Annotated in this window: 17 protein-coding genes, 1 pseudogene and 2 riboswitches; of the genes and pseudogenes, 8 read left to right on the forward strand and 10 right to left on the reverse strand. The window is 74.3% G+C overall.

Features of this window, described 5'->3' with window-relative positions; translation table 11 throughout:
- Positions 1-96: 96 nt before the first annotated feature.
- The 5 genes from PATMI_RS0106805 to PATMI_RS0106825 all read right to left on the reverse strand — a co-directional run bounded on the left by PATMI_RS0106805 (position 97) and on the right by PATMI_RS0106825 (position 4,909).
- A complete protein-coding gene (locus tag PATMI_RS0106805) occupies positions 97-1,206 on the reverse strand; it encodes a FecCD family ABC transporter permease (RefSeq protein WP_245604124.1) in 1,110 nt (369 codons plus the stop codon).
- 50 nt (positions 1,207-1,256) lie between these two features.
- Positions 1,257-2,336: an ABC transporter substrate-binding protein gene (locus tag PATMI_RS0106810; RefSeq protein WP_051471154.1), complete on the reverse strand. Its 1,080-nt coding sequence runs from the start codon at positions 2,334-2,336 to the stop codon at positions 1,257-1,259.
- Positions 2,333-3,181: a class I SAM-dependent methyltransferase gene (locus tag PATMI_RS0106815; RefSeq protein WP_084269746.1), complete on the reverse strand. Its 849-nt coding sequence runs from the start codon at positions 3,179-3,181 to the stop codon at positions 2,333-2,335. The genes PATMI_RS0106810 and PATMI_RS0106815 overlap by 4 nt, the downstream gene beginning before the upstream one ends.
- Positions 3,178-4,260: an ABC transporter substrate-binding protein gene (locus tag PATMI_RS28065; RefSeq protein ID WP_051471155.1), complete on the reverse strand. Its 1,083-nt coding sequence runs from the start codon at positions 4,258-4,260 to the stop codon at positions 3,178-3,180. Before PATMI_RS28065 ends, PATMI_RS0106815 begins: the two co-directional genes overlap by 4 nt.
- A gap of 72 nt (positions 4,261-4,332) precedes the next feature.
- A riboswitch (cobalamin riboswitch) is annotated at positions 4,333-4,516 on the reverse strand.
- A 90-nt stretch (positions 4,517-4,606) separates the two neighbouring features.
- Entirely contained in the window at positions 4,607-4,909 is a 303-nt protein-coding gene (locus PATMI_RS0106825) for a hypothetical protein (protein WP_026910335.1), read from the reverse strand.
- A gap of 125 nt (positions 4,910-5,034) precedes the next feature.
- On the opposite strand from PATMI_RS0106825, the gene PATMI_RS0106830 reads away from it, so the two are divergent.
- Positions 5,035-5,892 carry a patatin-like phospholipase family protein gene (locus PATMI_RS0106830; protein WP_026910336.1) on the forward strand — a complete coding sequence of 286 codons (858 nt, stop codon included), beginning with the start codon at positions 5,035-5,037 and terminating at the stop codon, positions 5,890-5,892.
- Between the two features lie 19 nt (positions 5,893-5,911).
- Here PATMI_RS0106830 and PATMI_RS0106835 read toward each other — a convergent pair whose 3' ends face one another.
- Positions 5,912-6,304 (reverse strand): hypothetical protein, encoded by a 393-nt coding sequence (locus tag PATMI_RS0106835; protein ID WP_026910337.1) that lies wholly within the window; start codon positions 6,302-6,304, stop codon positions 5,912-5,914.
- Between the two features lie 159 nt (positions 6,305-6,463).
- Between PATMI_RS0106835 and PATMI_RS0106840 the strand changes: the two genes are divergently transcribed.
- Positions 6,464-7,516: an NAD(P)-dependent alcohol dehydrogenase gene (locus tag PATMI_RS0106840; RefSeq protein ID WP_026910338.1), complete on the forward strand. Its 1,053-nt coding sequence runs from the start codon at positions 6,464-6,466 to the stop codon at positions 7,514-7,516.
- Between the two features lie 126 nt (positions 7,517-7,642).
- Complete coding sequence (gene purU / locus PATMI_RS0106845; RefSeq protein WP_026910339.1) at positions 7,643-8,533, forward strand: formyltetrahydrofolate deformylase; 891 nt, start codon at positions 7,643-7,645, stop codon at positions 8,531-8,533.
- A 99-nt stretch (positions 8,534-8,632) separates the two neighbouring features.
- Here purU and PATMI_RS0106850 read toward each other — a convergent pair whose 3' ends face one another.
- Positions 8,633-9,181, reverse strand: a complete 549-nt coding sequence (locus tag PATMI_RS0106850) for a Uma2 family endonuclease (protein ID WP_026910340.1) — start codon at positions 9,179-9,181, stop codon at positions 8,633-8,635.
- Between the two features lie 552 nt (positions 9,182-9,733).
- Here PATMI_RS0106850 and PATMI_RS0106855 point away from each other — a divergent pair.
- The 3 genes from PATMI_RS0106855 to PATMI_RS0106865 are packed head-to-tail and all read left to right on the forward strand — an operon-like array spanning position 9,734 to position 12,033.
- Positions 9,734-9,961, forward strand: a complete 228-nt coding sequence (locus PATMI_RS0106855) for a hypothetical protein (RefSeq protein WP_026910341.1) — start codon at positions 9,734-9,736, stop codon at positions 9,959-9,961.
- A 24-nt stretch (positions 9,962-9,985) separates the two neighbouring features.
- Positions 9,986-11,590, forward strand: coding sequence for an SPFH domain-containing protein (locus PATMI_RS28070; protein ID WP_051471156.1), 1,605 nt, complete (start codon positions 9,986-9,988; stop codon positions 11,588-11,590).
- Between the two features lie 59 nt (positions 11,591-11,649).
- The gene (locus PATMI_RS0106865; RefSeq protein ID WP_026910342.1) at positions 11,650-12,033 is read left to right on the forward strand and encodes a DUF4267 domain-containing protein; all 384 of its coding nucleotides are present in this window, start codon (positions 11,650-11,652) and stop codon (positions 12,031-12,033) included.
- Between the two features lie 93 nt (positions 12,034-12,126).
- Here PATMI_RS0106865 and PATMI_RS28075 read toward each other — a convergent pair whose 3' ends face one another.
- Positions 12,127-13,554: a glycoside hydrolase family 5 protein gene (locus PATMI_RS28075; protein WP_051471157.1), complete on the reverse strand. Its 1,428-nt coding sequence runs from the start codon at positions 13,552-13,554 to the stop codon at positions 12,127-12,129.
- A 150-nt stretch (positions 13,555-13,704) separates the two neighbouring features.
- Positions 13,705-13,908: riboswitch (cobalamin riboswitch) on the forward strand.
- Positions 13,909-13,973: 65 nt separating this feature from the next.
- Here PATMI_RS28075 and metE point away from each other — a divergent pair.
- Positions 13,974-16,438, forward strand: a pseudogene (metE, locus tag PATMI_RS34055) (5-methyltetrahydropteroyltriglutamate--homocysteine S-methyltransferase).
- A complete protein-coding gene (locus PATMI_RS0106880; protein ID WP_026910343.1) occupies positions 16,435-17,400 on the forward strand; it encodes a uroporphyrinogen decarboxylase/cobalamine-independent methonine synthase family protein in 966 nt (321 codons plus the stop codon). The pseudogene metE and the gene PATMI_RS0106880 overlap by 4 nt, the downstream one beginning before the upstream one ends.
- 257 nt (positions 17,401-17,657) lie before the next feature.
- Here the strand turns inward: PATMI_RS0106880 and PATMI_RS0106890 are convergent, their stop codons facing one another.
- Together PATMI_RS0106890 and PATMI_RS0106895 are read right to left on the reverse strand one after the other, a co-directional pair.
- A complete protein-coding gene (locus PATMI_RS0106890; RefSeq protein WP_026910345.1) occupies positions 17,658-18,362 on the reverse strand; it encodes a hypothetical protein in 705 nt (234 codons plus the stop codon).
- Between the two features lie 39 nt (positions 18,363-18,401).
- Positions 18,402-19,859 (reverse strand): YncE family protein, encoded by a 1,458-nt coding sequence (locus PATMI_RS0106895; RefSeq protein ID WP_026910346.1) that lies wholly within the window; start codon positions 19,857-19,859, stop codon positions 18,402-18,404.
- Positions 19,860-20,031: the final 172 nt, after the last annotated feature.

Genomic DNA, 20,031 nt, shown 5'->3' on the forward strand with positions numbered 1-20,031 from the left:
TGAGGGTTGGCACCTTCGCCACGCCTACGGTGGCGAACGTACCAACCCTCCGTCCGATCGCCCGCGGGGCCCCGGCCGTTCCGCCGGCCCCGCCCGTCACGCCGGCCCCTTCCGCCGGTAGAGGATCACCGCGAACGCCGGCACGCCGACCAGTGCCGTGACGACGCCGACCGGCAGCTCCTGCGGGTCGAAGACGGTGCGCGCGACGGTGTCGACCCAGACGAGGAAGATCGCGCCGATCAACGCCGTGGTCGGCAGCAGCACGCGGTGCCCGGGGCCGACGACCGCGCGGGCGGCGTGGGGGAGGACCAGGCCGACGAAGCCGATCGCCCCGGCCGCGCTGACGAGCGTCGCGGTGATTAGCGCGGTGACGACGAGCAGCAGCAGGCGGATCCAGCGGACCGGGATCCCCAGCGACGCGGCGGCGTCCTCCCCGAACGCGAACGCGTCGAGCGCCGGGGCGACCGCCAGGCAGACCACGAGGCCGACCAGGCAGACCGCGCCGCACAGGGCGACGTCGTTCCAGCCCGCCCCTCCGAGCGACCCGAGCAGCCAGAAGAGGACGCCGCGGGTCTGCTCGGCGTCGGCGGACGAGGTGACGATGAACGACGTGAGCGCCGAGAACAGCTGCGTCGCCGCGACGCCCGCGAGCACGACGCGGTCGGGCGTCGACCCGGCGCCGGCGGCCAGCAGCAGGACGACCGTGAACGCGACGACCGCCCCGATGAACGCGCCCCCGGACAGTCCGACGATCCCGCCGCCGATGCCGAGCACGACGACGAGCACCGCACCGGTCGACGCCCCCGACGAGATGCCGAGGACGAACGGATCGGCGAGCGGGTTGCGCAGCAGCGACTGCATGATCGCGCCGCAGATCGCCAGACCGGCACCGCAGATCGCGGCCAGCAGGGTCCGCGGCAGGCGCAGGTCCCAGACGATCCCGTCGCGGATCCGCGTGACCCCGGCGTCGCCCAGACCGAGGTGCTGGCCGACGATCCCGAACACGTCGCTCACGGCGAGGTCGGCCGGGCCGATCGTGATGGCGATCGCGATCGACAGGACGAGCACGCCGATGCCGACGGCCGCCAGGGCCGAGCCGGTCAGGCGCCGGCGGGCGCGGCGGGCCGGACCCGCACCTGCGCCGCCGGGTCCCGCCCCGCCGCCCGGCGCCGGGCCGTCTCCCGGTCCCGACCCGGGGACCGGCACCGGGCGGACGCCATCGCCGATCCCGCGATCCCCCGCTGCGACCGCCTCGCTCAGCGGACCAGCCCCAGCTTCCGGATGCCGGCCGAGACCTTCTCGGCGCCGTCGACGGTGCGGATCGACGGGTTCATGTCGGCGCCGTTCAGGATCACGTAGCGCCTCTTCCGCACCGCGGTGAGGCGCTTCGTGACCGGATCGCTCTCGAGGAACCGGATCTTGTCGGCGAGCTTGTCACCCGTCTGGGACTTCCGCTGGAGGTCGCCGAGGACGAGGACCGTCGGGTCGCGGTCCAGCACGGTCTCCCAGCCGACCTGCGGGAACTCGTCCTTCGTGTCGGCGAAGACGTTCCGCACGCCCGCGGTGCGCGAGATGATCCCCGACGAGCCGCAGCAGCCGGCGACGTACGGCGACTCGGTGTTCGCGAACCAGTAGGCGATCGAGATCTCCTCCGGGTCACGCGACGCGTTGGCGGCGCGGACCTTCTCGAGGCGCCGCTCGAGGTCGGCGACGAGCGCCTCGCCCTTCGGCCGCACGTCGAAGATCTGCGCCAGCTGGCGGATCTCGGTGGAGATCGTGGAGAGCTGCAGCGGCTTGCTGCGGGGCCCGTCGCCGCTCTCGTCGTCGCGGTTCTCGCAGTGCGACGGCGCCAGGTAGGTCGGGACGCCGAGCTTCGCGAAGCGGTCGCGGCGGTCCGGGTCGTCGCCGTTCAGCGCGTAGGCGAACGACGCCGACACGAGGTCCGGCTCGGTCTTCAGGATGCGCTCGTACGACACCGCGTCGTCGCCGAGACGCGGCACCTTCGCGTTCGCCGCGGCGAGGTTCGGCCGGATCCTGTCGGTCCACGTCGCGGTGCCCACCATGCGGTCGGCCAGGCCGAGCGACAGGAGGATCTCGGTCGACCCCTGGTTGACGGAGACGGCGCGCCCCGGCGCGGCCTTCACGGTCACGTCGCGGCCGCAGTTGTTGCGCAGGGTGAGCGGGTAGGTCGTGCGCTCGGCGCCGCCGGACGCGCCCGCGGTGTCGGTGGCGGCGAGCGCGCCGGTCGTCGACGGCCCGTCGTCCGACCCGCAGGCCGTCAGTCCGAGGGCGACCACGGACGCGACGACGAGGGGCAGGACCCGAAGGGAGCTCATCGGCGCCCCAGCACGACGTGGTCGTCGAGCAGCTGCCAGACGCTGCCGACCGTGGTGAACCCCGCCTGCGCGAGCGCGGCGAGGTGCAGGTCGACCGCGGTGGGCGGGTTCGGCGGCCGGTCGGCGAACCGGCGCTCGCGCTCCTGCGCCAGGGCGTCGACGCCCGGCAGAACGCGGACCTCGTCCCACCAGGCGTCCCACGTCGGGGCGCCGGCGGCGAAGGCCGCGCGCTGGGTGGCCTCGTCGTGCGCCTCGGCGATCCGTCGCAGCTCGGGGTGGCGGTCGTCGAAGCGGAAGTGGTCGGCGTTCAGCAGCACGCCGCCGTCGGCGAGCAGGTCGTGCGCCTCGCGGTAGACGCGCAGCAGCTCGTCCGCGCGCAGCCAGTGCAGCGCGGTGCTCGAGACGACGGCGTGGGGCCGGGCGCCGTTCAGCGCGTCCGCCAGCCGGGCCGACCAGCCGGGCACGGCGAGGTCGACGTCGACGAGCGTCAGGCGGCCGCCGGCGTCGCCCAGCACGCCGTGGGCGACGTGCAGCAGCAGCGGGTCGAGATCGACGCCGATCACCCGCGCGCCGGGGAAGCGGTCGAGCATCCGGGCCGACAGCGACCCCGGCCCGCAGGCGAGGTCGACGACGAGCGGCTCCTCTCCGACGGTCAGCCCGAGGACGTCGAGCAGCGCGTCGAAGCGCGCCTCACGCCCCGCGATGTACGCGGCCTGCTGGGCGTCCCAGCGGTCGAGGATCGCCGGGTCGATCGTGGCGGCCGGGGTGTCGGTGCCCGTGGAGGTGCGGCCGTCCGGCGTTCCCGTCGGGGACGACGCACCGGCCCGTGCGGACTGCGCGCTCATCCCGCCAGCCCCAGCTTCCGCAGCCCGGCCGCGATCTTCTCCGTCGCGTCGACGTTGCGGATGGACTGGTCCATCTCGGAGCCCGTGACGATGACGTAGCGCTTCTTCCGCACCGCCGTGAGGCGCCGGGCGACCGGGTTCTTCTCGAGGAACGCGATCTTCGCCTTCGCGCTGTCGCCGTCGTCGCCGCGGGTCAGGTCAGCGAGGACGAGGACGGTCGGGTCGCGCTCGAGGATGGTCTCCCAGCCGACGGTCGGGAACAGCTGCTTGGAGTCCCCGAACGCGTTCTTCGCGCCGAGCTCGCGGGTGACGATCCCGGCCGCGCCGCAGCAGCCCGCGAAGTACGGGGTCTTCGTGTTCGCGTACCACCAGCCGAGCGAGACGTCCTTCGCGGAGACGCCGCCGGTGGCCTTCGCCATGCGCGCCTTCAGCGTGTCGATCAGCGTCGTGCCGCGGGACTGGACGTCGAAGATGCGCGCCATGTCGCGGATCTCGGCGTAGGTGTCCTCCATCGTCTGCGGCCGCGACTGCGTCGACTCCTGGCCCTTGCACTCCGCGACGGACTGGTACGTCGGCACGCCGAGCTTCTCGAAGCGGTCGCGCGAGGCGATGCCCTCGGCGGAGAACGTGTAGTCGAACGTCGAGTAGACGAGGTCGGGCTCGGTCTTCAGGACGCGCTCGAACGACGGGAAGTCGTCGGCCAGGCGCGGGACCCGTGCGTTGGCCTTCGCGAGGCTCGGGAGGACCGGGTCGCTCCACGACGCGGTGCCGGCCATCGAGCCCTGAACGCCGAGCGACAGCAGCGTCTCGATCGCCGGCTGGGCGACGGCGACGGCGCGCTTCGGCGCGGCGTCGAACGTCTCCTTCCGGCCGCAGTTGACGACGGTCAGCGGGTAGGTCGTGCGGGGGCCGGAGGCGGCGCTCGTGCCGGTCGACGCGGTGGTCGCGTCGTCGTCCGACGAGCCGCAGGCGGCGAGGACGAGCGCGCTGGTCGCGGCGACGGCGAGGGCGCTCGCCCGGCGGAGCGGTGAGCGACGGTCGACACGGGTCGACGCGGGAACGACGGTGCGTGGTGTCACGCGGTGGTCCTTCGATCAGAGGGCCCGTTCGCGGGGTCCGGTTGGCGATCCGGCCGGCGACGTGCGGAGCACGCCGGGGGCCGCGAGCCGGCAGGTCTTCGGACTCGGGTTCGTCCGGGCGGGGCGCCTTCCCGGATCCGTGGATCCAGTGGCATGGTGCCCCGCCCGTCCCCCTCACCGCTGCGCGTCAGTTCCGGTCTTCCACCGGATTCCCTGACCCACGATCGTGGGTACGACCAGCTCGCGGCGGCACGATACCGGACGGCATTCGCGGGGCACCCGGGCACCGGCGCCGATCACCGGGGCGCCGCGCCGCGTGGCAGGGGCGTCGACCGCCGGCCCGGCGCTACAGCAGCGATCGGGGCAGGACCGGCTCGCCCCGCCGACGCCGCACGACCGCGAGCACGATCACGACGACGAGCGCGACGACGGTCAGGGATGCGAAGTCCTCGACGTCGGTGAGCACGCTCAGGGCCATGCCACCGATCCCGAACCAGATCGCGACCTCCTGCCCGCGTTCCAGCGGACCGACGGACGACCTCGTTCCGCGCTCGCGGTAGACCCGCACCAGGTTCAGGGCGATCCCGAGGAGGACGGCGACCGCGGCGACCTGGAAGACGACGCCGGACACGGAGGCGGTCGGGAGCATGGGCGACCGGTGCCCGGGCGGCGGCAGGAGGGGCCCCCGGCGGTCGACGAACCACCCGGATGTCGGGGTGACGGAGGACGCTCCACGTCACGCACCGGACGGCACACGTCGCCTACCGTCGGAGGATGCAACGCGCGCTCGTCCTCGGTGCCGGTGGCCTCGCGGCCATCGCCTGGGAGACCGGACTGCTCGCGGGGCTGCGCGCGCACGGCGTCGATCTGACCGGCGCGGACCTCGTCGTCGGGACCTCCGCCGGATCGACCGTCGCGGCGCAGCTCGGCGGACTGCGCGACCTCGACGAGCTCGTCGCCGCCCAGCTGGACCCCGCGACGAGCGAGCTGACACCCGACCGCGACCCCGCACGGATCGCCGAGCGCGCGGCGATCTGGGAGACCCTCGCGGACACCGGCGGCGACCCCCTTCCGGCCCGCCGCCGGATGGGCGAGATCGCGCTGGCCACGCCGACCGTCGACGAGGCCACGCGCCGGGCGGTGATCGTCGCCCGCCTCGCCGGCGTCGACTGGCCGACCCGCCCGCTGCTGGTCCCGGCGGTCGACGCGGTCACGGGCGAGCGCGTCGTCCTCGACCGCGACTCGGGTGTCCCCCTGGTCGACGCCGTCGCGGCGAGCTGCGCGGTCCCCGGCATGTGGCCGCCGGTGACGATCGGCGAGCGCCGCTACGTCGACGGCGGCGTCCACTCGGGGACGAACGTGGACCTCGCGCTCGCGGCCGACCTCGTCGTCGTGCTGCAGGCCGGCGACGCGCGGCCCGACGACGCCGGCGCGGCCGACGCGCTGCCCGCCGGCGACCGCCGGCGACTCCTGGTGCTGAGGCCCGACGACGCGTTCGTCGCGGCCCGCGGCGAGGACCCGCTGGACCCGGCCGTGCGACCGGGGTGCGTCCGGGCCGGGCTGGCGCAGGCCGCCCGGGTGGCCCCCAGGGTGCGGACACGCTGGGACGCGGTGGCTGCGGCACGACGCTGATCGCGCGGGCCGCCCGGTCCTAGAAGGCGGTGTCCTTCAGGAGCCCCAGGACGCTGGCCGCGGGGTAGCCGACGATCGCGAAGACGATCGCCCCGGTGGTGATCGCGACGTAGTCGGCCGTGAGTCGGCCCGGCTCGGGGCGACCGGGCCGCGCGGCCAGCCGGACGCCGACGTGGCAGGCGACGACGACGGCCGCGAGCGCCACGACGGCGAGGCCCCAGGTGCTCGCGCTCTGGCCGGGCGAGGCCGCGACGAGGACCGCGAGGAAGGCCGCGCCCCCGGCCAGCGCGCCGGCGACCCGGACCCGGCCGACGGAGCGCCGTGCGAGCCGGGCCTTCCAGGCCTCCAGCTCGCGGTCCTCGGCGGCCTGGGCAGCGGCGGCGCCCGCGGTCGGCGTGCTCGGTGCGGTCACGCCCGAAGCGTACGGGAGGCCGGGTGGCGGGATCGGGGACTCTCCGTCCCGGGCCGCCCCGCGGTCCGTCCGTGCGGCGGGCACGCACGGGCCTCCGCGTGACCACCGTCACGTACTCCGTCACGGTCGATCCCCCCGTCCACCGGGTAGCAGCGACCCATGAGCACCACTGCCAGCGCCTACGGCGCCACGTCCGTCTCCGAGCCCCTCGAGGCGCTCACCATCGAGCGCCGCGACCTCGGTCCGAAGGACGTCCACATCGACATCAAGTTCTGCGGGATCTGCCACTCCGACATCCACTTCGCCCGCGGCGAGTGGGGCGACATCGAGTATCCGCTCGTGCCGGGCCACGAGATCGCGGGCATCGTCGAGGCCGTCGGCGACGAGGTCACGACGTTCCGGGTCGGCGACCGCGTCGGCGTCGGCTGCCTCGTGAACTCCTGCGGCGAGTGCTCGAGCTGTGAGCGCGGCGAGGAGCAGTACTGCATCCCCGGCTCCACGCAGACCTACGGCATGAAGGACGCCGACGGCACGACGACCCAGGGCGGCTACTCGAGCGACGTCGTGGTCGTCGAGGACTTCGTCCTGCGGATCCCCGACGGCCTCGAGCTCGACCAGGCCGCGCCGCTCCTCTGCGCCGGCATCACGACGTACTCGCCGCTGCACCACTGGGAGGCCGGGCCCGGCAAGAGGATCGCGGTCGTCGGCTTCGGCGGGCTCGGCCACATGGCCGTCAAGCTCGCCCACGCCATGGGCGCCGAGGTCACCGTCCTCTCGCAGACGCTGAGCAAGGAGGAGGACGGCAAGCGCCTGGGCGCCGACCACTACTACGCCACGCAGGACGACGCGACGTTCGAGGAGCTCCAGGGGCGCTTCGACCTCATCATCAACACCGTCAGCGCGAAGCTCGAGATCGACCGGTTCCTCGGGCTGCTCACGATCGACGGGACGCTCGTCAACGTCGGCGCGCCGCCGGAGCCGCTCCCGGTCTCCGCGTTCAACCTGATCTTCGGGCGCAAGTCGTTCGCGGGCTCCGCGATCGGCGGCATCCGTGAGACCCAGGAGATGCTCGACTTCTGCGCCGAGAAGGGCATCGCGCCGGAGATCGAGACGATCGGCGTCGACGACATCAACGACGCCTGGGAGCGCGTCCTGAAGTCCGACGTCCGCTACCGCTTCGTGATCGACAACTCGACGCTGGCCGAGGTGTAGGTCGGAGGGCCCCCGGCGCTCGTCGACCGCCCGTCGATCGGCGACGCCGGGCGGCCTGCCTGCGCGCCATCGGCACGACCGGCAGCGACGCTCGCCCGACGGACGCCCCGGCGGTACCGTCGCCGGATGACCGCCGACGCCCCGGCCGGCCTCCGCGCCCGGCTGCTGATCGACTGCCCCGACCGTCCCGGGATCGTCGCCGCGGTCTCGGGGCTGCTCGCGCGGCACGGCGGGAACATCGTCGAGTCCGACCAGCACTCGACCGGGGTCCCGGACGGCCACTTCTTCATGCGGATGGTGCTCGACCTCGACCCGGGGCCGACGGAGACGCCGGAGGCCGCCGCCGACCGCCTGCGCGCGTCGTTCACCGCCGAGGTCGCCGGGCGGTTCGGCATGCGCTGGCGCCTGACGCTCCTGAGCGACCGCCCGCGGATCGCCGTCCTCGCCTCGCGCGAGCCGCACTGCCTGACGGAGATCCTCTGGCGCTGGCAGCGCGACGAGCTGGGCGGGGCGGACATCGCGTTCGTCGCCTCCAACCACCCCGACCACCGGGATCTCGTCGAGCGCTTCGGCCTGACCTACCACCACGTCCCCGCGACCCGGGAGAACCGCGCCGAGGCCGAGGACCGCCTGATCGAGCTGCTCTCCGGCCGGTGCGAGCTCGTGGTGCTCGCCCGCTACATGCAGATCCTCACCGGCGACTTCCTCGGGCGTGTGGGCGTGCCCGTGATCAACATCCACCACTCGTTCCTGCCGGCCTTCGCGGGTGCGGAGCCCTACCGGCGGGCGGCCGAGCGCGGCGTGAAGATCGTCGGCGCGACCGCCCACTACGTCACCGAGGAGCTCGACGCCGGTCCGATCATCGAGCAGGACGTCGTCCGCGTCGACCACCGCTCCTCGATCCCCGACATGGTCCGCCTGGGCGCCGACGTCGAGCGCATGGTCCTCGGCCGCGCGGTCCGCTGGCACGCCGAGGAGCGCGTCATCGAGCACGGCGGCAAGACCGTCGTGTTCTGAGGCCCGCCGACGCGGCTGACGGACGAGACGCGGCCGTCGGGCGCCCGCGGCGGTCGACGACCGGGGGTCCGTACGTGGGTCGTCGCGGGCCGCGGCGGGTCAGCCTGCGAGCTCGGCGAGCCCGAACGCGAACCCGGGCAGCAGCGGCGACTCGAGCGTCCCGCCGGCCGCGACCTCGAGGGTTCTCCGCCCGCCGTCCTGCGCCCGGACGATCGTCGCGCCCGTCGGGTCCGTCCGCACGAGCCAGACCTCGCGGGCCCCGGCGGCGAGGTAGCGGTCGAGCTTGACCTCGGCGTCGTAGCGGGCGGTGCTGGGCGAGGCGACCTCGACGACCAGGTCGCCGGCCGGCCACGGACGCTCGCGGTCCGACGGCAGCCCGCGGTCGGCGGCGTACCACTGCAGGTCGGGGCCGAAGATCGTGTCCGGCCCGATGTCGGTGTCGATCGGGAGCAGCACCTGCCCGCGGTCGGGTGCCGCACGCGACCAGAACACCAGGGCCGTGAGGATGTTCACGACGGCCTTCTGGTGCACCGGCAGCGGGTCGTTCATCGTGACGAGCTCACCGTCGAGCAGCTCGAACCGGACCCCGGGCGGCGACTCGGGAAGGGCGAGGTACTCCTCCCGGGTGAAGCGGGCGGCGATCGTCATCGTGCTGGTCATCGTAGGCGCGGGGTCGGGGACTGTCCACGCGCCGATCGTGGCCCGGGCGGACGTGCCGGGACCAGGGGCGAACGGTGCCGAAAGCGTGACGAGGGCGTGCCGGGGGAGGGGAGGACCGGCCGTGGGTGCGGATGACCGGCCGTGGGTGCGGATGACCGGCCGTGGGTGCGGATGACCGGCCGTGGGTGCGGATGACGTGCCCCCCCCCGCGCACCGAGACGCGGCCCGCCGTCGCCGACCGCCTCGACGAACGCTGAAAGGCACGCCAGGTCGGGGACGGACGTGCGCCCGGCGTTCGTTGATGCGCTCCCGGCGCAGGAAGGCACGCCACCTCGTGGCACGGACCGCGCCGGCGTTCGTTCCTGCGCTGTGACCGCAGGAACGAACGCCGGCCCACCGCCGACCCGGGCGTGGCGCGCTTTCCTGCGCTCGCCGCTCGCCGCTCGCCGCTCGCCGCTCGCCGCTCGCCGCTCGCCGCCCTCGGCCGATCGGCCCGGAGTGGTCGTCGTGGCGCGTTCCCGCGCCTAGACTGGCTCGAGGATGGCCGACCACACCCTCGCCGGCAAGATCGGCCGCGTCACCGGACCCGTCCGGACCGGGCGGCTCGGCGAGGTCATGCTCGCCGTCGGCGACCGCGTCGAGGCGTACTACGCCGTCGCGTACGACGGCGAGGAGTCCATCGAGCGCGGCGCCGAGTGCGTCGTCGTCGAACCCCACCCGCAGCTCTCCCGCACCGTGCTCGTCACGGCGTACCCCGGCTCGCCCTGAGCCCCGACCACCAGGAACCGTCCCATGCCCGTCCTCGCGTCCGTCCCCGTCTGGGTCTATCCCGTCGCCGCCCTGGCGATCCTCGTCGTCCTCGGCGTGATCCTGGCGTTCTCCGTCTACCAGGTGCCCAAGGGCAACGAGGCGCTGATCATCACCGGCGCGGGCTCGAAGGGCGACAACCAGCCGAAGTCCGACGACCCGAACGCCCCGGTCGTCGAGGCGACGATGAACTTCAAGGTCGTCACCTCCGGCGGCTCGATCGTGATCCCCGTGCTGCAGCGCGCGCAGCGGCTGTCGCTCGAGTCGCGCACCGTCGACCTCGGCGAGAACAACGCGGGCCTGCACTGCGTCTCCAAGCAGGCGATCCCCGTCGAGGTCGAGGCCGTGATGGCGTTCAAGGTCGGCAACGACCGCGCGTCGATCGCCAACGCCGTGACCCGCTTCCAGGACACGCCCGACGACGTCATCAAGCGCACGATCAAGGACATCGCCCACGGTCATCTGCGCACCGTGGTCGGCGGGCTGACGGTCGAGGCCCTGATCGCCGACCGCAACGCCCTGACCGACGAGGTCCGCGACGCCACCGCGGTCGAGATGCAGAAGCTCGGGCTCGTCATCGACTCCTTCCAGGTCAAGGACATCCGCGACCCGCAGGGCTCGCAGGAGGGCTACATCCGGAACCTCGGCAAGCCGCAGGCCGCCGCCGTCGCCGCGGCCGCCCGCATCGCCGCCGCCGAGCGCGAGCAGGAGGCCGCGGAGCGCGAGGCCGCTGCCGCCGCGAAGGCCGCGGAGGCCAAGCGCGACTCCGACGTCCGCCGTGCCGCCGCGCAGGCCGAGACCGACCGGGCGCAGCAGGAGGCCGCGCAGGCCGGCCCGCTGGCCGAGGCGAAGGCCCGTCAGGCCGTCGTCGAGGCCGACACCCGCGCCGCCGAGCTCGAGGCGAACCTCGAGGAGCAGCGACTGCAGACGACCGTCCGCAAGCCCGCCGACGCCCGGGCGTACGAGCAGGTCACGAACGCCAACGCCGCCCGCGAGGCGTCGATCGCCGCCGCCGAGGCCGAGGCGCAGAAGACCCGGCTGGACGCCAACGTCCGTGCGGAGGCCACGAAGCTCGATGCCTCCGCCCGCGCCGAGGCGACGAAGCTCGACGCGTCCGCCCGCGCCGAGGCGACCCAGAAGAACGGCATCGCCGACGCCGAGGCGACGAAGGCCCGGCTGCTCGCCGAGGCCGAGGGCACCAGGGAGAAGGGCCTCGCCGAGGCCGCGGGCATCGAGGCCCGACAGAAGGCGCTCGCCGAGAACGCCGAGGGGGTCGTCGCCCAGCAGATCGCGGAGCAGCTGCCGGCGATCGTCTCCGCCGCCGCACGCCAGTACGAGAACGTCGGCAGCCTCACCGTCCTCGACGGCGCCGAGGGCCTGAACCGCGGGCTGCTCTCCACGGTCGGCGTCGCCTCGGCGATCATGCCGATCGCGAAGAGCCTCTTCGAGGCGACGAACGACGTCGCGAAGGCCGTCGTGACCGACCAGCCGGCGGAGCGGCGCGCCGCTCCGCCGAAGCCCGCCGCCGAGCCGAAGGGCTTCCGGACGACCGCGCCGGCGCGCCCGAAGGACGGGCCGGAGAAGGACTGACCACCACCGGTCCGGAACGGTCGTCCCATTTCGGGGCGGACCGCGGGTACGGTGCCCGCATGAGCACGGACACGACCGAGGTCGACACCTACCTGAAGGTCATCGCGGGCGTGCGGATCGCCTACGGCGTCGCGTCGTTCGCGGCGCCGGCGGTCGCGATCGCGCTCGTCGGCGTGAAGTCGACCGAGGACTCGCGCCAGACGAACTACTTCCTGGGCAGCCGCGACATCGCCCTCGGGATCCACGCCCTGGTGGCGATCCGGAACGGCACGCAGAGGGACGCCGTCCTCGTCAACCAGCTCTGCGAGGTCGTCGACAGCGTGATCGCCGCGCAGGACATCGCCCGGCGCGGCAGGGTCACGGCGGCGGGGGCGTTCGCGGTCGTGTTCAACGTCTCGCAACACGCCGCCTGGATCAGGTCGCGGCTGCTGTTGAAGGGCTGACGCGAGAGTCCTGGACCGCGGGGCGGCGGGTGCGCGACGGTCGCGTCCCGCCGGCGCGGGGCGCGACGCCGTCGTCCAGCGGGCCTTCGGGCCCTACCGCACCCGCAGCGACGCGCCGACGGCGGCCGAGCGGTTGCCGGCGGCGTCGGTCGCGCGGAGGCTGACGCGGTAGCGACCGCGGGCCGGGCGGCGCTTCAGCAGCGTGATCGTGCGGGTCCCCTTCGCGAGCTGCCGCGTCACCACGGTCGAGCTCCCGCCGCGGCGGGTGAGGGTGGCGCGGACGGTGGCGGCCTCGTCGAGCTTCAGGCGAACCGTCATCACCCGGCGGGTGCGGCCCAGCCGCACGCGGGTGACCTTCGGCGCCCGGCGGTCTCCCGCCGCCCCGCCGGCCAGGGCGTCCAGGTGGCTCTTCAGCGCCGTGCCGTTCGGGGCGTTCGGCGTGCCCTCGACGTCCTTGATCAGGGCGAGACCGGAGCAGGCCGGGTTCGCCTGCTCGTCCGGCTGGAGCACGACCCACTGCCACGCGACGTACCCGACCCCGTGCGCGTCGGCCCACGACATGTACCGGCGGTCGTGGTCCTCCTTGCAGTCGGTCTCGCCGAACTCGCCGGTGACCACCGGGACCTTCGCGGCGACCGGGGCGATCTCGGCGTCCCAGCACGCCTGGGTGTTGCAGCGCTGGCCGCCGTAGTTGTGGAAGGCGGCGACGAGCTGGTCGTCGTCGGGCCGGTGGTCGAGCCAGCCGCGGAGGTCGTTCGCGTAGTCGAGACCGCCCAGGAGGATCGGCTGGCGCGCGCCGGCGGCACGGATCGCGCCGACGAGCGGCTGCATCCCGACGATCAGGAACGTCCGCTTGTCGAACGCCTGGGCGTTCTCGTTCTGCCGCGCGCCGGGGCAGCCGCCGTCACGCCAGCAGCCCCAGTCCAGCGTGAGCGACGTGCCGTCGCCGAGGTCCTGCGAGAACGGCTCGTTGAACGCGTCGAAGAGGACCGACGGGTCGTCCTTGAAGCGCTGGGCGACGGAGCTCCAGAAGACCGGGGAGCGCTCGTCGGCCATCATCCGCTGGCCGTCCGCCTGGACGCCGTCGGGGCCGCTCCAGTGGAGGTCGAGGATCACGGCCAGGCCGGCGGCGTGGAGCTTCCCGACCCAGGCGGCGACGGCGTCCTGGTACGCCTGCGGGGTGATCCCGCCGGTGGGTTCGCCATCGTCGCCGAGCCAGCAGTCCTGGTTCAGCGGGAGGCGGACGACGTTGGTGTGCCACGACGCGATCAGTCGCGCCTGCTCGTCGGTCGGACCGACGCTCGTCGCGCTCGCCGTGTTGGAGGTGCCGTAACCGTAGTGGCAGGCGTACTCGAAGCTCGGCCAGTTGACGCCCCGCGGGACGAACGTCCTCCCGGTCGTGGTGTCGACGAGGCGGTTGCCGTCGACCTTCGGGGCCGGGGCCGCGGACGATGAACCGGCGGCGAGGAGCAGCGCGGTGACCGCGCAGGAGAGGAGGGTGGCGGTGCGGCGGAAGAACATGGGTGGAGCCTGCCGGGGGCCGGATGAAGCCCGGATGAATGCGGCCCGGGCAGGATCGCACCGCCCGGCGTCGCCGTGGGGTGGGTTTCCCGCTTCGCACCGTCGCGCTCGAATCCGCGTCTGTGTCGCCCGTCACGCGGACCCCGCGCTAGCGTCCCGGGTGGAGTCGATCCACCCCGAACCGTCGGGGTCAGGGAATCCGGTGCGAATCCGGGACTGACGCGCAGCGGTGAGGATGCGGATCGTGGCCACGACGCCACTGGGTTCCCGCAGACCGTTCGTCTGCGGGCCTGGGAAGGCGGCCGCGATCGAGCGCATCCGAGTCCGAAGACCTGTCGACTCTGCACCACGGGGCCACCCCGCAGGTGCTTCTGACAACCGTGGCCGCGCGTAACGGCCATCGCAGAAGGAGACAGAAGATGGCACGCACCGCTGTGCTCGGATTCCCCCGCATCGGCGCCGACCGCGAGCTGAAGGTCGCGCTCGAGGCCCACTGGGCCGGACGACTCTCGGCCGAGGAGCTGCAGCAGACCGCCCGCGGCCTGCGCACCCAGAACCTCGGTCGCGCCCGCCAGGCCGGGATCGACGTCCTGCCGATCGGCGACCAGGCGCTCTACGACCACGTCCTCGACGCGGCCGAGCTCGTCGGCCTCGTCGCCGAGCGCCACGGCGGCGCGTCGTCCGGCGAGGCCGCGTCCGCCGGGGCCACGGCCTCGCGCGACACCTCGTCCTCCGGGGCCGGCTCGGCGACCGGCGCCCCGCTCCCCGCCGACGCGAGCGTCGTCGACTCCGAGGAGGCGCTGCGCCGCCACTTCCTCGCCTGCCGCGGCGACGCCGACACCACGCCACTCGAGATGACGAAGTGGCTGGACACGAACTACCACTACCTCGTCCCCGAGATCCGGGCCGACCAGACCTTCGCGCTCCGGCCGGGCCGCTGGCTCGCCCACCTGCGCGAGGCCCGCACCGACGCCGGCGGCACCGCCGGCCCGACGCTGCGCCCGGTCGTCCTCGGTCCGCTGTCGCTCCTGCTGCTCGGCAAGGCCGCCGCGGGCGTCGACCGCCTGGCGCTCCTGCCGGCGCTCGTCGAGGTCTACGGGCGGTTCCTCGACCTGCTCGCCGCCGAGGGCGTGGAGGAGGTCCAGCTCGACGAGCCGTCCTCGTCCAGGAGCGCACCGCCGCCGAGCTCGACGCGTTCGAGCAGGCCTACGGCGCGCTGACGGCGGGGGCCGCCGCAGGCGTCCGTGACGCCGACGGTGCCGCCGCGACGCCCGAGGGGACCCGCCCCGGCATCGCTCTGGCGACGTACTTCGACCGCCTCGACGCCGACGTCCTGCGCCGGATCTCCGCGCTGCCGCTGGCGGAGCTCCACGTCGACCTCGTCCGCGCGCCCCAGCAGCTCGACGCCGTGCTCGACGCGCTGCCCGCCGGCGCGCGCCTGTCGGCCGGGGTGGTCGACGGGCGCAACGTCTGGGCGACCGACCCCGACCGCGCGCTGGACCAGCTCGATCGGATCGTCGACCGCCTGGGCGCGGGCCGCCTGACGATCGCGCCGTCGTGCTCGCTCCTGCACGCCCCGTACCGGGTGTCGCGCGAGACCGGGATCGACGAGGAGGTCCGCTCCTGGCTGGCGTTCGGCGAGGAGAAGCTCGACGAGCTCGCGCTGCTGCACCGCGCACTGCAGGCCGACGCCGCGGGTCGCGACCAGCTGCTGCAGGAGTCGCGGGCCCGGATCGCGTCGCGTCGCTCGTCGCCGCGCACGAACGACCACGCGGTCCGCTCGCGCGCCGCGGCCGTCACGCAGGCGGACCACGACCGGCCGGCGCCGATCGCCGACCGGCTCGCCGCGCAGCGCCGGCGCCTCGGCCTGCCGCTGCTGCCGACCACGACGATCGGGTCGTACCCGCAGACGACGAAGATCCGCAACATGCGCCGGCGCCGGCGCGCCGGGGACATCGACGCCGCGACGTACGAGGACTTCCTGAAGTCCGAGATCGACGACGTCGTCCGCATCCAGGAGGAGCTCGACCTCGACGTCCTCGTGCACGGCGAGCCCGAGCGCAACGACATGGTCGAGTACTTCGGCGAGCAGCTGGAGGGCTTCGCGTTCTCCGCGTACGGCTGGGTCCAGTCGTACGGCAGCCGCTGCGTGAAGCCGCCGATCCTCTTCGGCGACGTCTCCCGCCCCGAGCCGATGACGGTCTCCTGGTGGGAGTACGCGCAGTCGCGGACCAGCAGGCCGATGAAGGGCATGCTCACCGGCCCGGTGACGATCCTGCAGTGGTCGTTCGTGCGCGACGACCAGCCGCGGCAGGAGACCTGCCGACAGATCGGCCTGGCGATCCAGGACGAGGTCGTCGACCTCGAGGCCGCCGGCTGCGCCGTGATCCAGGTCGACGAGGCCGCGCTGCGCGAGGGCCTCCCGCTGCGGGGGGAGGACCAGGACGACTACGTGCGCTGGGCCGTCGACTGCTTCCGGCTGACCTCCGCGCCGGCCCGCCCGGACACCCAGATCCACACGCACATGTGCTACTCGGAGTTCAACGAGATGATCGAGCACATCGCGCGCCTGGACGCCGACGTGCTGTCGATCGAGGCGTCGCGCTCCGGCATGGAGCTCCTGGAGGTCTTCTCCGGGTTCGACTACCCGGGGGAGATCGGCCCCGGCGTCTACGACATCCACGCCCCGCGCGTGCCGTCGGTGGAGGAGATCGAGCAGTTGCTGCGGGACGCCCAGCGGTACCTGACGGTCGAGCAGCTGTGGGTCAACCCGGACTGCGGCCTGAAGACCCGCGGCTGGGAGGAGACGCGCGCGGCGCTGCGGAACCTCGTCGAGGCCGCTCGCCGGCGGCGCGTCGAGATCGGGCAGCCGGTGCCGGCGTGAGCACCGTCCTCGACCGCCTGCCGGCGCTCGCCACCACGGGCGTCGGCAGTCTGCCGTTCGACGATCGGCGGGCGGCGGTCCGCCACGCCACGCGGGCCTACGGGATCCCGTTCTGCCCGCAGCTGCCGCGGCACGACGGCGACATGGTCCGCGAGTGGCTCGGCGCCGAGTGGTCGGCGGCGCCGTGCGGCTGGACGACCGAGCGCGACCGCGAGCGCCCGGCGGCGTGGGACGCGTTCGTCGCGGCCGTCGCCGACCGGGCGCCCGAGCACCGGGTCGTGAAGCTCCAGGCGACCGGACCGGTGACCCTGGCGGTCGCGATGGAGCGCGCGGCCGGCCGTCCCGGCGTCGGTGCCGACGTCATCGGCCTGGCGACCGAGATCGCCGGATGGCTGGCGTCGAACGTCGCGGGGCAGGTCGCCCGCATGCGCGACCTCGACCTCGACCTCGACGTGCTGCTCCTCGTCGACGAGCCGGGGCTCGCGCACGCGGCGATCGGCGGCGGGGACGTGTGGGACCCGCTCCGCGGCGCGGCCGCTGCGTGGGGGCTCCACGTGTGCTCGTCGGTGCCGTGGGGGCTGGTGCGCGACGCGGCGCCGGACGTCCTCTCGTTCGACGCCACCAGGTACCCGGTGGACCCCGAGGGCGCCGCGGTGCTGGCGGACCTCGTCGACGGCGGCGGCCGGATCGCCTGGGGGGCGGTCGACCCGGTGCGTCCCGACACGGAGGCCGCCGTCGCCGCCCGGCTGGCGGCGTGCATCGGCGCGGTGAGCGCGGCGGGCCCGTCGGTCCGCACGCTCGTCGAGCACAGCCTGGTGACCCCGTCGTGCGGCACGGGCCGGCTCGGCGCCGACCGCGAGCGGCTCCTGGCGTGCGTGGTCGACGCGGCCGCCGAGGACGCCAGGCGGTCCTGGCGGTCGTGGCCGCGGCCGGAGAGCGCGGCGGCGCGGGCGCGGGGCTGAGGGCCGGGCGGCGCGCCTCGGGGGCGGCGGGCGGCTCCGGGGGCGGCGGCGCCCCGGGGGCCGCGAGTGCGCTCGGGGCGGGTGGCGCGCTCGGGGCGGGCGGCGCGCCTCGGGGGCGGCCGGCGCGCCTCGGGGGCGGCGGCGAGCGGGAGACCCGACAGTGAAAACCCCCCGGCGATCGACTGTCGGGTTCCCCGCCGTGGAGACGGGAGACCCGACAGTCGATCGAGCGGACGCGTTCACTGTCGGGCGACCCGTCACCCGCGCTGTCGGTTCAACGCCTCGGGGAGCTCCTCGACCAGGCCGCTCAGCACGGCGAAGACCTGCTCGCGCCGGACCCGCACCTTGGAGCCGAGGGGCATCGACGGCGCATCGTCCAGGATCGACTGCAGCCGTTCGATGTGCTCGGTCACCGGACGCAGCGTGCGCCGCTGCTCGTCGGAGACGATCGCCGACGCACCGATGCGGAGCGCCTCGACCAGCTGCTGGAACGCGGCCGGGTCGAGTCGGACCTGGTCGGTCAGCGGCACCTGCGGAGCCTCGAACACCAGGTCGTCGATCGCGTCGATCGCATCGAAGGCCGAGCGGATGAGCTCGCCGCCGGCGGTGGCCTCGGCCGGCGAGACCGATGCCTCGTCGTCGGCGGGGCGCCTCCAGGTCGCTTCGCGGATCGCGTCCAGTGCCGTGATCGTCTCCACCAGGGAGATCCGGACCTCGTCGCGGAACGGCACCCGTCTCGCCCGATCGGCGACGCGCTCGAGCGCGTGGAGCGCGAGCGTCACCGGGCCGTCGGGACGCTCGGCCTCCTCGGCGACGACGGGGGCGGCCGCGCGACGAAGGTCGTCCAGTGCGGACCGGAACGCCCGAGGATCGATCCGCCGGGCCGACGACATTCCTGATGTCGGCGCGCCGAGGACGAGGGCCTCGAGCGCATCGAGGGACGCGTCGGTGGGGCGGGGCATCGCGGGAGCGTAGTCCCGCCGACGCCCGCCCCGCGGTCCTTACCGCCGCCCCGGCGCCTTCGGCGCGAGCTTCGTCAGCCCGTCGTGCCCGGCCTCGGTCTGCTCGCCCTTGTTCACGACGTAGGCGGTGCCGCCGGCCAGCGTGACGCTGTTCGGGCTCGGGCCGACCTCGACGTTGGCGAGGACCTTGCCGTCGCGCGGGGCGAGGACGCTCACGGAGCGCGCGAGCCGGTTGGCGACGAAGACGCGACCCGTGATCGGGTCCGCCGCGACGCTCAGGGCCGCGGTGCCGGTGGGGCGCTTCCAGAGGACCTTGCCGGTGCGGCCGTCGAACGCGCGGACGTCGCCGGTGATGGGGCCGGCGGTGTAGACCTGGCCGCGGACCGGGTCGACGCCGACGCCCGTGGTCTGCAGCTGGCCGGTCGACCACGTGCCGGCGACGCGGTCCTGGCGCGTGTCGATCGCGACGAGGTTCCCGCCGTAGTACGTGGTCGTGTAGAGCCGCTGGTGGACGGGGTCGAGCGCCAGGCTGACCGGGCCGGACGCTGTGCCGGTCGGGATCGCGCCGATCTTCCTGAACGTCTTCGCGTCGAAGATCTGGACCTCGTCGGCGAGGAACGCGGACACGTACACCCGATCGCGCAACGGATCGACGACGGCGTCGCGGGCGTGGGCGACCCCGTCGATCGTCGCGAGACGCTTGCCGGTCGCCTGGTTCCACACCGACACCTCGTCGGCGACGGTGTCGGTCGTCCAGAGCGTGTTGCGGCGGTCGTCGACGGCGACCCCGAAGGGCGACTGCCCGCCGTCGGCCTTCGCGTCGATCGTGCGGCGGACCTTCAGCGTGCGACGGTCGAGCAGCTGGAGCTTCGACGCGACGACGTCGTAGACCGCGTTGAACTCCGCGTTCGTCACCCAGAGGCCGTCCTGCCTCAGGCTGTAGCGCACCTGGTACGCGCCGTTCTGCAGCTGGGTCCGGGACGCGCCGAAGCTCCCGGCACCGAAGAACGGGACGTCCGGCGCGGCGATGAACGTGTCGGTGACCTTCGCGGTCGCGCCGTCCGCGGCGGTGGCGACGATCTCGTGGTCGCCGAGCGGCGCGTCGGCAGGGATGCGGACGGTCGCCGTGAATGCGCCGGACGCGTCGGCGGCGATCGGCGCGGTCGACGGCAGTGCGGTCCCGTCGGCGGCGACCGAGATCGTCGACCCGGGCGCGAACCCGGTGCCGCTGACCGTGGCGTCGTGGCCGACGGCGAGCCCGCCGAGGGACGAGGTGATCGAGACCGCCGGGGGCGCGGCGGCCGTGGCTGCGGCTGCGGGCGCGTCGTCCGCGGCAGAGGCCGGTGCTGCGACGAGCGCGGGACCGCCGACGACGAGCGCGGCCGTCGCCAGGGCCGTGGCACCGCGGCGGGCCGAGGATGACGGGACCGACGGGACGGGGCGCGCGGGAGACGACGCGCCGACCTGGCGGGCCGACCGGGGGGACGAGAGGATCATGGGGAGTTCTCCTGCGGTGTAGGGTTGCCTAAAAGTAGGCAGACCGAACACTAGCGCGGACGGCGTCTGCAATACAGCCGTGGCGGGTTGCCGCTCGCCCCGCCGAAGGCGTCCTGTGTGTCCGCCCTTCCCGTGCGATGCCGCGGACGGCAGGCGACGCCGGGCGACCTGG

Origin of the sequence: Patulibacter minatonensis DSM 18081 (assembly GCF_000519325.1) — a bacterium.
GTDB lineage: Bacteria > Actinomycetota > Thermoleophilia > Solirubrobacterales > Solirubrobacteraceae > Patulibacter > Patulibacter minatonensis.